Below are 13,111 nucleotides of genomic sequence, written 5' to 3'. Positions count from 1 at the left end.
CTGCTCGCCTCCTCAGCCCGAGACGACGATCAACCCCACGCCATCAGCCCATCGGTGGATCGAGGCTAAGGGCTGGACGTGCCGAGGGACTGATCGGAACCGTCACCCACGTGCCAGAGTGTGGTGGCATGACTCCATCCGCCGAGGTCCCCACGGCCAGCACAGCTGACGCCCCATCGACCTAGCCGAGCGATTCTCCCGGTTCACCGAACAGTGGGCGCCACGGCGCATCGCGACCGTCAACGACTATGACGTGCGCATCGCCAAGGTCCAGGGCGATTCGTCTGGCACAGCCACCCCGACACCGACGAGTTCTTCCTCGTCGTGGACGGACAGCTCACGATCCACCTGCGCGAGCCGGGAAGCTCCGACACACAAAGATCCGTCACGCTGAGTGCCGGCCAGTTGTATGTCGTCCCGCGGGGCGTTGAGCACTGCCCAACGGCCGACGACGAAGCATCGATTCTCATGTTCGAGCCGTCACTCACCCCCAACACCGGCGATGCCGGCGGCGAGCGCACCAAGGAGCCCCAAGACCTCGCGTGAGGATTAGACGCGCGTCGGATCGTCGTCCAGCGCGGCGGGGTCTTTTCCACCCGGGATAAATCGGTCGAAGGCACACCGGTCGGGCCCGTAGCCTGGTTGGTCGCCATGAAGTCCAGCATTCTCGCGCCCCCGGCGCCGCCGACCAGCACACCAGGAGCTTTCCTGCTGTGGGGCGCGCGGCTGCAGTGGCGAACCCTGGTGTGGGGCTTGGTTTTCGGGGTCATCTGGATGACAGCCATCGCCCTTGTTCCGTGGGCCATCGGCCGCGGCATCGACGGCGGGATCGTGCACGATGACGGCAGCGCCCTGATCCGGTGGTCGCTGGTCCTCGCAGGGCTAGCCGTCCTCGTCGGCGGCGGCGGCGCCGCGCGGCACTGGTTCGCCGTCGAGAACTGGCTTTCCGGCGCCTTCCGCACGATCGTCGTGGCCGATGAGGCCGTCACCTCCCGCGGTCAGGAAATCGCCCGCGTGCTGCCGACCGGCGATGTCGTCAGTGTGGCCTCCAATGACATGGAGAAGATCGGCGGGGTCTACGACGTGACGGCGCGCTTCTCCGGCGCGATTGTGTCGTATGTCGTCGTCGCCGTCCTCCTGCTGCGCCAGTCGGTCGTGACCGGCCTGGTCGTCCTCATCGGTTCTCCGGTCCTGCTCGCCCTGCTCTCGCTAATCATCAAACCGCTCCAAGCACGACAGGCAGCCCAGCGCGAGGAGGCCGGCCGGCTCACAACACTCGGCACCGACACCGTCGCGGGTCTGCGGATCCTGCGCGGGATCGGCGGCGAGGACGAGTTCGTCGGCCGGTATGCCGCCCAGAGCCAGCGCGTCCGCCTCGCCGGGGTGCGGGTGGCCGGCTATCAGGCCGCGCTGGACGCCAGCCAAACCCTGCTTCCCGGGCTCTTCGTCGTCCTGGTCGTCTGGATCGGCGCGCGCTCGGTGATCTCCGGCGACCTGACGCCCGGCGAGTTGGTCGCGTTCTATGGCTATGCGACCTTCATGAGCTTCCCGCTGCGCACGGTCACCGAGATGGTGGATAAGTTCATTCGCTTCCGGGTTGCGGCGGGCAAGGTCCAGGGCTTGCTGCGCGTCGAGAGTGATCACCTGCCTCAACCTGCGGGTACGCCCTTCCCTGACGGCGCAGACCTCGTTGACCCCGACTCCGGCGCGCGTATGCCAGGTGGCCGGCTCACCGCGATCGTCTCGGCCAATCCGGAGGACTCGGCGGCGCTCGCGGGACGCCTGGGACGTCTTGGCGCCGACTCGGCGGTCACGTTGGGCGCAATCCCGTTGGCGGACATGCCGATTGAGCAAATCCGGGCGCACGTGCTCGTCAACGATCCGGACAGTCGGCTCTTCCATGGCAGCGTTCGCGAGCAGCTGTCGGCGGGCCGCTCGATCCCGGACACCCGACTGGTCGAGGCCGTCGACGCGGCCTGGGCCCGCGATGTCCTTCTGGCTCAGGCGGCGGGACTCGACGGCATCGTCGAAGAGAAGGGCCGCGGCTATTCCGGCGGTCAGCGCCAACGGCTCGGCCTGGCCCGGGCCTTGGTGATCAATCCGCCCGTGCTCATCCTGATCGAGCCGACGAGCGCGGTGGACGCGCACACCGAGGCCCGAATCGGCGCCTCGATCGCGCAGGAGCGGCAGGGCCGCACCACCGTGATCGCCACGGTGAGCCCGCTCTTGCTCACCCACACCGACCATGTCGTGCTGCTCGTGGACGGCCAAGCCGTCGCCGCGGGCCGGCACGCCGACCTCGTGCGCGAGCACGCGGCATACCGATCGATCGTCCTGCGAGGAGGTGACGACGAATGACCACGACAACGAACCCCACGACACAGGCAACACCGGGGCGCGGCACGCGGAAGCGGACGCCTCGGCATACGAAACCCACTGCCGCGCAGACGGATCCCTTCCAGCGCTCGCTGCCGGTGGCGGAGCCGAAGCAGGTGCTATCGCATGCTCGCATGGTGTTGCGCCACCACCGCGGTGAGTTGGGGTCGGTCATCGGCCTGCACGCTCTCGCGGCCGTCGCGGGGCTCGCTCTGCCCTATCTGATCGGGCGGCTGATCGACCATCTGATGGCCGGCGCGACGGCGGGCGAGGTGGATCGCTTCGTCCTGATCCTGCTCGCGGCGGTCCTGGCCCAGACGGCGCTGATGTGGCTGGCGCGGCGGGCGGCCTTCATCTTCGGCGAGAGCGTCTTCGCCGACCTGCGCGAGCGCTTCATCGACCGGGCGACGCGGCTGCCGCTGCCGGTGCTGGAACGGGCCGGCACGGGCGATCTCGTCGCGCGGACGACCAATGACATCGAAGCCCTGTCCTGGGCCGCGCGCTTCGGCCTGCCGGCGATCTTCGTCGCGCTCGTGACAGTGGTGATCACCCTCGGCGCCTCGGTCGTCGTCTCGCCGCTCGGGACCCTCGCCGTGCTCGCCATGGTCCCCTTCGCGCTGCCCGCCACGACGTGGTACCTGCGGCGCGCTCGCGCCGGCTACTTGTGGGAACGCGCGATGTGGGCGCAGCTGAACGGCGTCGTCGCCGAGAATGCCGACGCGGCCCGGACCATCGATGCGCTGGGCCTCGGCCGGGTGCGGCACGAGCGGCTCACCGGGTCGGTGCGCGCGACCTATCGCGCGGAGGGCTATACCCGCTGGTTGCGGATGTGGTGGTTCGCCCCGACCGAGTTCTCGTATGTCGTGCAGGTCGCCGTCGCGCTGTTGTGGTGTGGCTGGCTGGTGCATGACGGCTCACTCACGGTCGGCGGCGCGACAACGGTGATCCTCTATCTGCGGCAGCTGATCGACCCGCTGGACGAGCTGATGAGTTGGCTAGACGAGATCCAAGTTGCGGCGACCTCGCTGGCGCGAATCATCGGCGTGGAGGAGGTGCCGGACGATCGGCAACCCAGCGGCGCCATACCGGAGGGTGACCGCCTGGTCGCGCGCGACGTGCATTTCGCCTATCGCGCCGATAACCCTGTGCTGCATGGGGTTTCGTTGGACCTGCACCCCGGCGAACGCCTGGCGATTGTCGGCCCCTCAGGGGCCGGCAAGTCAACCCTTGGTCGGCTCATCGCGGGGATCGATGCGCCGACAGCGGGCGCCGTCACCGTCGGTGGCGTGCCGCTGATGGAGCTGACGATGGACACCTTGCGCGGCGAAGTCGCGCTGGTGACCCAGGAGCATCACGTCTTCGTCGGCACGCTGCGGGACAACCTGTTGCTCGCGCGGCCGGATGCCGACGACGCCGCATTGCGCTCGGCCTTGGAGTCCGTCGATGCGTGGGATTGGGCGTCGCGCCTGCCGGACGGCCTGGCGACCCAGGTCGGCTCGGGCGGGCACGATCTGACGCACCCGCAGAGCCAACAACTGGCACTGGCCCGGCTGGTCCTCGCCGATCCGCATACGCTCGTGCTCGACGAGGCGACCTCGCTGCTCGACCCCCGCGCGGCGCGGCACCTGGAGCGCTCGCTGGCGCGGGTCGTCGAGGGCCGGACGGTCGTCGCGATCGCGCACCGACTGCATACCGCCCACGACGCCGACCGCGTCGCCGTGGTCGAGGACGGCCGGATCAGCGAACTCGGCTCGCATGACGAGCTTCTTGCCGCCGATGGGCCGTATGCCGCCCTGTGGCACTCCTGGCGGGCCGAGTAGCCGGCGCGTGGGAGAGAACATGGACATACGCAACGGAAATGATCCGTTGCGTATGTCCAGGTTGTGGCAATGGGCGGGAATCTGGCAGCTCAGCCCTGCGGCGGACGTTTGTCGGGCTCACCGGCGTTGGGCCAGAAGGAGAGGGCCCGCTCGGCCTGAGCGGTGATCGTCAGGGACGGGTTGACGCCGAGGTTGGCCGAGATCGTTGACCCGTCGGTGATGTGCAGCGTGGGGTAGCCCCAGACGCGGTGGTACTGATCCACCACGCCCGTTCCCGGCGAGTCCCCGATCACCGCGCCGCCGAGGAAGTGCGCGGTCATCGGGAAGCCGAAGATCTCGGCCCAGTTCCCGCCCGGGATGCCGCGCGCCCCCAACCGTCGGCCCATCGCCTCGGCGATCGCCCGTGCTCCGGCGTGCCCTGCCGGGATCCATGCCGGGTTCGGCTCGCCGTGCCCTTGGCGGCTGGTGAGGGTATGACCGCCGAGTCGCCGCTTGCGCCCGGAGACCGTCAGCGAGTTGTCGCGCGTCTGCATGACGAGCGCGATCATCGAGCGCTGCGACCATTTGCGATTGTCCAGCGCCATCAGCTGGCGCGGCTCGCGAACCACCGTGCGCACGAACTCCACGAGCCGTGGGCGGCCCGAATCCCCCGGCACGAGAACGCTTTTCAGCAGCCCCATCGAGTTCGACCCAGCGCCATAGCGCACATTCTCGATGTGCGTCTCGGGGTCGGGATGGAACGAGGAAGTGATCGCGACGCCCCGGCTGAGGTCCTCACCAGCCGGCACTTTCGGCACCTGGGCGCCTAGCAACGCTTCGGAGTTGGTGCGCGTCAACTCCCCGAGTCGCGGCGACAGCGCCGGGAGTATGCCGCGGTCTCGCATCTCGTGCAGCAACTGCTGGGTGCCCCACGTCCCGGCGGCCAGGACGACCTGATCGGCGGAGAAGACCTGGCGATCCCGCCGAACCCAGGCACCCGATCGCTGCGTCACGACCTGCCAGCGGCCACTCGGCATACCCGGCGGCCGCAACTCCACCACTGTCCGCAGCGGCTCGATCCGCACTCCGCGCTTCTCGGCAAGCGCGAGGTAGTTCTTCATCAGGGTGTTCTTGGCGCCGACCCGGCAGCCCACCATGCAATTGCCGCACTCGGTGCACCCGGTGCGCGCGGGCCCCTCCCCGCCGAAATAGGGATCGGCCACCCGCTCCCCCGGTGGGCCGAAGAAGACACCGACCGGCGTCTTGCGATAGCTCTCCCCCACCCCCATCGCCTGCGCCGCATCGCGCATCGCGTCGTCCACGGGGCTCTGGCACGGGTTCGTCACCACGCCAAGCATCCGCGAGGCGGTGGCATAGTGCGGCGCGAGCTCGCTCTCCCAGTCGGCGATCGAAGCCCACTGCCGGTCCTGGAAGAAGGCCTTCGGCGGGACATAGAGGGTGTTGGCGTAGTTCAGCGAACCGCCCCCGACGCCCGCCCCGGCCAGGATCAGCACATCGGGCAGTTTGTGGATGCGCTGGATGCCGAAGCAGCCCAGCTTCGGTGCCCACAGATAGCGCCGCGCATCCCAATTGGTTTTCGCGAAATCCTCGTCCTCGAAGCGCGCCCCGGCCTCCAGGACCAGCACGCGGTAGCCCTTCTCCGCAGCCCGGAGCGCGGCGACCGAGCCGCCGAAGCCGGAGCCGATGACGACAACATCCCAGTGCCCGGGCGTCGCGGCGCTCACTGCCAGCCGACCGCCTTCAGCACGCGCAGCGAGGTCGTCAACGCGGCGGCGAAGCGTCGGTCGTCGAGCCCGAAGGCCGGCGCGATCGGAACCAGCCGCTGCGCGGTGACATTCTGGCTCTCGGTGAAGCGCAGGATGCCCTCTTCGCCGTGTCGACGCCCGATGCCGCTGGCCTTCATGCCCCCCATCGGCGCGGCGACGCTGCCCCAGGCGGCGGCATACCCCTCGTTGATATTGACGGTCCCCGTGCGGATCGCGCCGGCGATTCGCCGGCCGCGGGAGATATCGCGGGTCCAGACCGAGGCGTTTAGGCCGTATGCCGTGTCGTTGGCCAGCGCGATGGCCTCCTCGTCGCTGGCCACCCGGTAGATCGCGACGACGGGGCCGAAGGTCTCCTCGTCGCGGCAGGTCATCGCGGCCGTCACATCGGCGAGCACCGTGGCTTCATAGGCGAAGGGCGCGATGTCTGGCCGGGCGCGACCTCCGGCAAGCACGGTCGCGCCCTTGGCGACGGCATCGGCGACATGCGCACCGACCCGATCGAGTTGGTCGGCGCTGATCAACGAACCGAGGTCATAGCCCCACGTCAGGTTCGAGCCCATGCGCAAAGCCGTTGTGGCAGCGACGAATCGGGCGACGAAGTCGTCATAGACCGACTCGTGCACGATGACGCGCTCGGTCGAGATGCACAACTGCCCGGCCGAGGAGAAGCACGAACGCACCGCACCGGGCACGGCTCGATTAAGGTCGGCGTCGGCGGCGACATAGAGGGAGTTCTTGCCGCCGAGTTCCAGCGAGGCTCCGACGAGCCGCTCCCCCGCCGCCTGGGCGACTCGGCGACCGGTCGGTGTCGAGCCGGTGAAGCAGACATAGTCGGCCCGGTCCAAGACCGCGGCCCCGATCGTCGCGCCGTCGCCGAGGACGACCTGCAGCACCTCCCGCGGCAGGCCCGCCTCCCGCAACATCTCGACCGCGGCGAGGGCGGTGAGCATGCCCAGGACATCGGGGCGCAGGACGACGGCATTGCCCGCCATCAGCGCGGGGAGGGCGTCGGTGATGGACAGACTCAGGGGGTAATTCCACGGCGAGACGATCCCGACGACGCCTTTAGGGATGCGCGACTCGACGACCTGGCTCAGCCCTGGCAGCGCCCCCGAGCGGCGGCGGGGGCGCAGGGTGCGTGCCGCCGTGCGGGCATAGTGGCGCGCGACGATCGCGACATCGGCGACCTCCTCAAAGGCCTGACCGCGCGCCTTGCCCGACTCCAATTGCACGAGGTCCAGCAAGGTCGGCTGCCGCGTGAGCACCACGTCGTGGAACGCCAGCAGAATCTCGGCGCGCTCCGCCATGGGCCGGGCAGCCCAGGCTGGCTGGGCGGCGCGCGCGACGGCATACGCCGCCTCGACATCGGCCAGCGTCGACAACGGGACCTCGGCGACCGCCTCGCCGGTCAGCGGCGTGCAGACGGTATGCCGGGGCGCCCCCTCCCCCGTCACGGCACCGCCAGCGACCCGCGCCACCCACTGCCGGTCGCGCGCCAGCCCTGAGGAAACCGGGCTCGCCGGCGCGGAGTCGGTCGGGCGGGACAGCGTGGCGGTCATATCCGCAGGGTAACCCCTTCGCGAGCGACGCCATTACCGCTCAGTAGCCGGCTCCCGCGGAGAGCCCACCGAGAGCTGACTCAGCTCGGCACGTGCGGGCTCACGACGACATCGATCCGTTGGAACTCCTTCAATTCCAAGTAGCCGGTCGTCGCCATGGCGCGGCGCAGGGCGCCGATGAGGTTCGTGGTGCCGTCGGCATTCCGGGATGGGCCGAACAGGATCTCCTGCAAGGTGCCCGCCGTGCCGACCTCGACGCGCTCGCCCCGGGGCAGGTCCCGGTGGTGCGCCTCCGGTCCCCAGTGGAAGCCGCGACCGGGCGCCTCGGTGGAGCGGGCCAGCGCGGCCCCGAGCATGACCGCGTCCGCGCCGCAGGCGATGGCTTTGACGATGTCGCCCGCGACGCCCATGCCGCCGTCGGCGATGACGTGGACATAGCGGCCGCCCGACTCATCGAGATAGTCGCGGCGCGCCCCCGCGACATCGGCGATCGCCGAGGCCATCGGCGCGTGGATGCCGGTCGCCTTCCGGGTCGTATGCGCCGCACCGCCACCGAAGCCGACGAGCACGCCCGCCGCGCCGGTGCGCATCAGGTGCAGAGCGGCGGTATAGCTCGCCGCGCCGCCGACGATGACCGGCACCTCGAGTTCGTAGATGAAGCGCTTGAGGTTCAGCGGTTCGGCGCGCGAGGAGACATGCTCGGCCGAGACGGTCGTGCCCCGGATGACGAAGAGGTCGACATTGCTCTCGACCAGCGAACTCCAAAACTGCTGGGTGCGCTGCGGCGAGAGGGCGGCGGCCACGGTGACGCCCGCGTCGCGAATCTCCATCAGTCGCGCCCCGATCAGCTCCGGCTTGATGTCCTCGGCATAGATCTGCTGCATCCGCTCGGTAGCCCGAGCCGGGTCCAGCGCGGCGATCTCGGCCAGGAGGGGCTCGGGATCGGCATACCTCGTCCACAAACCCTCGAGGTCGAGGACCGGCAGCCCGCCGGCCTGCCCGAAAGCGATCGCGGTCGCCGGCGACATGACCGAGTCCATCGGTGCCGCGAGCACGGGGATGTCGAAGTGATAGGCGTCGATCTGCCAAGACGTCGAGACGTCCTCGGGGTCGCGGGTGCGCCGCGAGGGCACCACGGCGATTTCGTCCAGGGAGTATGCCCGGCGCCCGCGCTTCCCGCGCCCGATCTCGATCTCGTTCACCGGCACAGGCTATCGGGCGAGACCGACATCTACCCTGCGGGTAGACTTCTACCCATGGGGTTGAATATCAAGAACGAGCGGGTATGCCGGCTGGCCCGGGAAGCGGCCGCGCGCACCGGCCAGACGCAGACTGGAGCCATCGAGAGTGCCCTCGAGAGTTATCTCGCGGGCCTGCTGGCGCAGGCTGATGCCGATGAGCGCCAGCGGGCCGATGCGTTCAACGCCCTGCTCGCCCGGATGCGCGCCGACTGGCCCCGCGATGGCCGGACCGGACACGAACTTCTCGAGGATCTTTATGACCCGAGCACGGGGCTGCCCCGATGATCGTGGACAGTTCGGCGCTGGTTGCCATCGTCGAGGGAGAGACCGACGCGGATGATTTCGCGCGACGAATCCGCCACGGCAAAATCCCGGCACCAGTTTTCGTGGAGGCCGCCATCGTCTTGGACAACCGGCTGACGACGACCCGGGGTCGGCTCGGTGAGCTCTTGGACTATGCGTCTGTTTCGGTCATCGATTTCACGCCCGAGATGGCGGCCGCCGCCCGCACGGCATACCGGCGCTTCGGACGCGGCTCGGGTCACCCGGCGAAACTCAATTTCGGCGATTGCCTCGCGTATGCCGCGGCGACCGTCCTCGACGAGCCGTTGCTGTTCAAGGGCGAGGACTTCACCCACACCGATGTGCGCGATGCGCGATCCGAAGCGGCGCGCTGAGCCGGGCGGCATACTCCTGGACCGGGCTGCATAGCCCGGAACCGGCCAGGGACAGCAGGGCGCCGGGCGGGGGCGTCAGCGACCGCGGTAGTTCGGCGCCTCGGCGATCATCTGGACATCATGCGGGTGCGATTCCTTCAGTCCGGCGGCGGTGATCCGCACGAACCGGCCGCGCTCCTGCAGCTGCGGGATCGTGGCGGCGCCGACATAGAACATCGACTGGTGCAGCCCGCCAATGAGTTGGTGGGCAACCGCCGTGACCGGGCCGCGATAGGCGACCTGGCCCTCGATGCCCTCGGGCACGATCTTGTCGTCGCTTTCGACATCGGCCTGGAAGTAGCGGTCCTTGGAGAAGGATTTCTTGCCGCGCGAGGACATCGCGCCCATCGAGCCCATGCCGCGATAGGCCTTGAACTGCTTGCCCTGGATATAGACCGTGTCCCCGGGGGTCTCCTCGCAGCCGGCGAAGAGCGATCCGATCATGACGGAATCGGCGCCGGCGACGAGCGCCTTGGCGATATCGCCGGAATACTGCAGGCCGCCATCTCCGATGACCGGGACACCGGCCGGCTTGCAGGCCTTCGCCGCCTCGTGGATGGCGGTGATCTGCGGAACACCAACTCCGGCGACGACACGCGTGGTGCAGATCGAGCCGGGCCCGACGCCCACCTTGACCGCATCAATGCCCGCGTCGACGAGGGCCTGGGCGCCGGCTCGGGTCGCGACATTGCCGCCGATGAGTTGGACGTGGGCGGTCGCCGGATCGGCTTTCAGGCGGCGAACCATCTCCAGCAGCAGCCGGGCGTGACCGTGAGCGGTATCGACCACGAGGATGTCGACCCCCGCCTCGACCAGCGTCGTCGCCCGCTCCCACGAGTCACCGAAGAAACCGACGGCCGCCGCGACGAGCAGCCGGCCATCGGCGTCCTTGCTGGCATCCGGGTACTGCTCGGACTTCACAAAGTCCTTGACCGTGATCAGGCCGCTGAGCCGGCCCTGATCGTCGATGATCGGCAGCCGCTCGCGCTTGTTCTGGCGCAGCATGGCGATGGCCGCCTCACGCTCGATGCCTTCGGGCGCGGTGAACAGCGGCATCGGTGTCATGACATCGGCGACCTTGGTGCTCGCCCATTCGGCGACCGGGGTGAAGCGCAGGTCGCGGTTGGTGATGATGCCGAGCAGGTGATTGTCGACGCCGACGACGGGCAGGCCGGAGACGCGGTACTGCCCGCACAGGCTGTCCAGATCTTCCAGCGTCGCGTCCGGACCGATCGTCACCGGATTGGAGATGATTCCGGTCTGGGTGCGCTTGACCAAGTCGACCTGCATGGCCTGGTCGGCGATCGACAGATTGCGGTGCAGCACTCCGAGTCCGCCCTGGCGCGCCATCGCGATCGCCATCCGGGACTCGGTCACGGTGTCCATCGCGGCCGAAACCAGCGGCACCTTAAGGCTGATCTCCCGCGTCAACCGGCTGGTCGTGTCGACCTCGCTCGGGATGACATCGGATTCGCCGGGCATCAGCAGGACATCGTCATAGGTGAGGCCCAGGAGGCCGAAAGGCCCCTCCGCCTCGCCGGGAACGTGGAGGGCACCGCTCGTCATTGGTCCATGGTAGTCGGACCGCGAAGGACCGGGTTTTCATAACCAATCCTTTGCTATTTCCTAACTTAGGCCTTGCCCAATGCTGCTCCGTCCCGGCATAGCGTCCCCGGGTGAACACCGTCGGGGGCGTTCGAACACTCCCCCGGCGCACCGAGACGAAGGGATATCAGCGATGTCGGATCTGATGACCGCCCCGTCGCCGATCGCATCCGAATGGGACTGGCAGCACCGCGGCTCCTGCCGTGCCCTCAGCCCGGAGATTTTCTTCCACCCCGAGGGCGAGCGGGGCTCGGCACGTCGCATGCGCGATCTCGCGGCGAAGGAGATCTGCGCTGACTGCCCGGTTCTGGCCCAGTGCCGCGCCCACGCCCTGCGTTCCCGGGAGCCGTATGGCGTGTGGGGCGGCATGAGTGAGGACGAGCGCTTGGCGTTCTATGAGGAGCGCGGCCTGCCGATCCGCCGCGCGAGCTAAGCATCGGTTCGGGTAGCCACCCTTCCTCCACTACCCGAACCCTTCCCACGCCGGTCGAGCCGGTCGATGTGTTGGGAGCCATCGACCGGCTTGGCCGGCGGCCTTATCCGCGCTGGGCCCGCCGGGTGCGTCCGCGCCACTCGCGCCGCAAGGCCTCCCGCCAGGACGGCACGACCTGCCCCTCTTGGGCAAGCACCCTCCTGGCCTTGGTACGGGCGGCATACATCGCGATGATGCCGAAGGCGTAGATCGGCAGCTGCACCGCCATCGCGGCCCGGAACTGCCCGAGGGTGTAGTTCGGGCCGTCGCCGAAGGTGTCCAGCACCAGCCCGATGCCCTGGATGGCGATGATGCACGCGGTGAAGCCGCCGAGATTGACGACGGCGTTGGCGGCGCCGAGGCGGTGGCTGGGGTTGAAGGTGCGCGCGAAGTCGAAGCCGATCGCCGAGCCCGGACCGCCCGCAGCCAAGCCGATGCACAAGAGCGTCAGCAGCCATAGCGGCGCGGGTCCTGGCCAGAGCATGACGAGCAGCCAGGGGAGCGCCCCGGCGGCGACCATCGCGAGGACCAGATTGCTGCGCCGCAAAGGATGGCGTTGGACCAGGACGCCGAGCATGGGTCCGACGACCGAGCCGACGACCGCGAGCAGTCCGATCAGCAGGCTCGCGGTGGGCTTGGAGACGCCTTCGCCCTGCGTGAGATACGGGAAGCCCCACATCAACCCGAAGACCATCGGGGCGAAACAGGTTGTCCAGTGCGTCCACATCCCCAGGCGAGTGCCCGGGTGCCGGAAAACGGCGGCCAGATGGGCCCGCATACTCCGCGGCGGCGGGGGCGCGGGTATGCCGGGTGGCCGGTCCCGCAAGGTCACCCAGCAGAGCGCTCCGGCAACCAGGGCCGTGCCCGACACGACGAGGAAAGCCGTGGTCCAGCCGCGGCTCTCCAGAAGCCAGGCGAAGGGCAGCGCGCTCGCGATCTGGCCTGCTTGGCCCGAAAGGCCGATGAGTTGGGTCACGATCGGCACGCGCTCCGCGGGGAACCATGCGGGGACGAGGCGGACGACGCTGGAGAAGATGAAGGCGTCGCCGGCACCGAGGATCATCCGGCCCGGGATGGCGACAGTGACCGAGTCGGTGAGGGCCATGATGATCTGGCCGATGCCCATGACGATCAGGCCCAGGCTGACCATCCGGCGGGAGCCGAACCGATCAAGGAGCACGCCGGCGGGGATCTGCATCGCGGTGTAGACGACCAACTGCAGCACCACGAAGGTCGCGATCAGGCTGGCGCGGGCGTGGAAGTGTTCGACGGCGCTGATGCCCGCGACGCCCAAGGTGGTTCGGCCGAGGACGGCCGTGCCATAGGCCGCCACGCCGATCCCGAACATCGCCCAGGCGCGTCGGCCCCCTTGGGGCGAGCGGGCGGCGGCAGTCACGAGGCACAAGTGTCCCCGATCCGCTGGCTGCCGTCACCCCGCTGACGGGCGCCGTGACACAGCCAGCGGCGGTAGGCACACCCGACCGGTAGGCACACCCGACCGCTCCCCCGTCGAGTTCGGGAAACACGCCGACGATCACCCTCACGCGTCGGCGTGT

At 69.0% G+C, this 13,111-nt stretch carries 11 protein-coding genes; 6 read left to right on the top strand and 5 right to left on the bottom strand.

The window, feature by feature from the left end; translation table 11 throughout:
- Positions 1-324 precede the first annotated feature (324 nt).
- From ABD225_RS11150 to ABD225_RS11140, 3 genes are all read left to right on the top strand, one after another.
- Positions 325-546 carry a cupin domain-containing protein gene (locus tag ABD225_RS11150; RefSeq protein ID WP_344085017.1) on the top strand — a complete coding sequence of 74 codons (222 nt, stop codon included), beginning with the start codon at positions 325-327 and terminating at the stop codon, positions 544-546.
- A gap of 105 nt (positions 547-651) precedes the next feature.
- A complete protein-coding gene (locus ABD225_RS11145) occupies positions 652-2,358 on the top strand; it encodes an ABC transporter ATP-binding protein (RefSeq protein WP_344085014.1) in 1,707 nt (568 codons plus the stop codon).
- A complete protein-coding gene (locus tag ABD225_RS11140; protein WP_344085011.1) occupies positions 2,355-4,196 on the top strand; it encodes an ABC transporter ATP-binding protein in 1,842 nt (613 codons plus the stop codon). The genes ABD225_RS11145 and ABD225_RS11140 overlap by 4 nt, the downstream gene beginning before the upstream one ends.
- An 89-nt stretch (positions 4,197-4,285) precedes the next feature.
- Here the strand turns inward: ABD225_RS11140 and ABD225_RS11135 are convergent, their stop codons facing one another.
- The 3 genes from ABD225_RS11135 to ABD225_RS11125 form a co-directional block, all read right to left on the bottom strand.
- A complete protein-coding gene (locus ABD225_RS11135; RefSeq protein WP_425564400.1) occupies positions 4,286-5,926 on the bottom strand; it encodes a GMC oxidoreductase in 1,641 nt (546 codons plus the stop codon).
- Positions 5,917-7,521 carry a succinic semialdehyde dehydrogenase gene (locus ABD225_RS11130; protein ID WP_344085005.1) on the bottom strand — a complete coding sequence of 535 codons (1,605 nt, stop codon included), beginning with the start codon at positions 7,519-7,521 and terminating at the stop codon, positions 5,917-5,919. The genes ABD225_RS11135 and ABD225_RS11130 overlap by 10 nt, the downstream gene beginning before the upstream one ends.
- 80 nt (positions 7,522-7,601) lie before the next feature.
- Positions 7,602-8,723 (bottom strand): GuaB3 family IMP dehydrogenase-related protein, encoded by a 1,122-nt coding sequence (locus ABD225_RS11125; protein WP_344085002.1) that lies wholly within the window; start codon positions 8,721-8,723, stop codon positions 7,602-7,604.
- A 54-nt stretch (positions 8,724-8,777) separates the two neighbouring features.
- On the opposite strand from ABD225_RS11125, the gene ABD225_RS11120 reads away from it, so the two are divergent.
- Positions 8,778-9,047 (top strand): type II toxin-antitoxin system VapB family antitoxin, encoded by a 270-nt coding sequence (locus ABD225_RS11120; RefSeq protein WP_344084999.1) that lies wholly within the window; start codon positions 8,778-8,780, stop codon positions 9,045-9,047.
- Complete coding sequence (locus ABD225_RS11115) at positions 9,044-9,439, top strand: type II toxin-antitoxin system VapC family toxin (protein ID WP_344084996.1); 396 nt, start codon at positions 9,044-9,046, stop codon at positions 9,437-9,439. Before ABD225_RS11120 ends, ABD225_RS11115 begins: the two co-directional genes overlap by 4 nt.
- Positions 9,440-9,514: 75 nt before the next feature.
- Here the strand turns inward: ABD225_RS11115 and guaB are convergent, their stop codons facing one another.
- Positions 9,515-11,044, bottom strand: coding sequence for an IMP dehydrogenase (guaB, locus tag ABD225_RS11110; protein WP_344084993.1), 1,530 nt, complete (start codon positions 11,042-11,044; stop codon positions 9,515-9,517).
- A 172-nt stretch (positions 11,045-11,216) separates the two neighbouring features.
- Between guaB and ABD225_RS11105 the strand changes: the two genes are divergently transcribed.
- Positions 11,217-11,516: a WhiB family transcriptional regulator gene (locus ABD225_RS11105; RefSeq protein WP_344084990.1), complete on the top strand. Its 300-nt coding sequence runs from the start codon at positions 11,217-11,219 to the stop codon at positions 11,514-11,516.
- A 103-nt stretch (positions 11,517-11,619) separates the two neighbouring features.
- Here the strand turns inward: ABD225_RS11105 and ABD225_RS11100 are convergent, their stop codons facing one another.
- The gene (locus ABD225_RS11100; protein ID WP_344084988.1) at positions 11,620-12,951 is read right to left on the bottom strand and encodes an MFS transporter; all 1,332 of its coding nucleotides are present in this window, start codon (positions 12,949-12,951) and stop codon (positions 11,620-11,622) included.
- Positions 12,952-13,111: the final 160 nt, after the last annotated feature.

Source organism: Nostocoides veronense, from assembly GCF_039531185.1.
Lineage (GTDB): Bacteria > Actinomycetota > Actinomycetes > Actinomycetales > Dermatophilaceae > Nostocoides_A > Nostocoides_A veronense.
The sequence above is the reverse complement of the archived record's forward strand: the minus strand, read 5'-3'. Positions and strand labels throughout refer to the sequence as shown.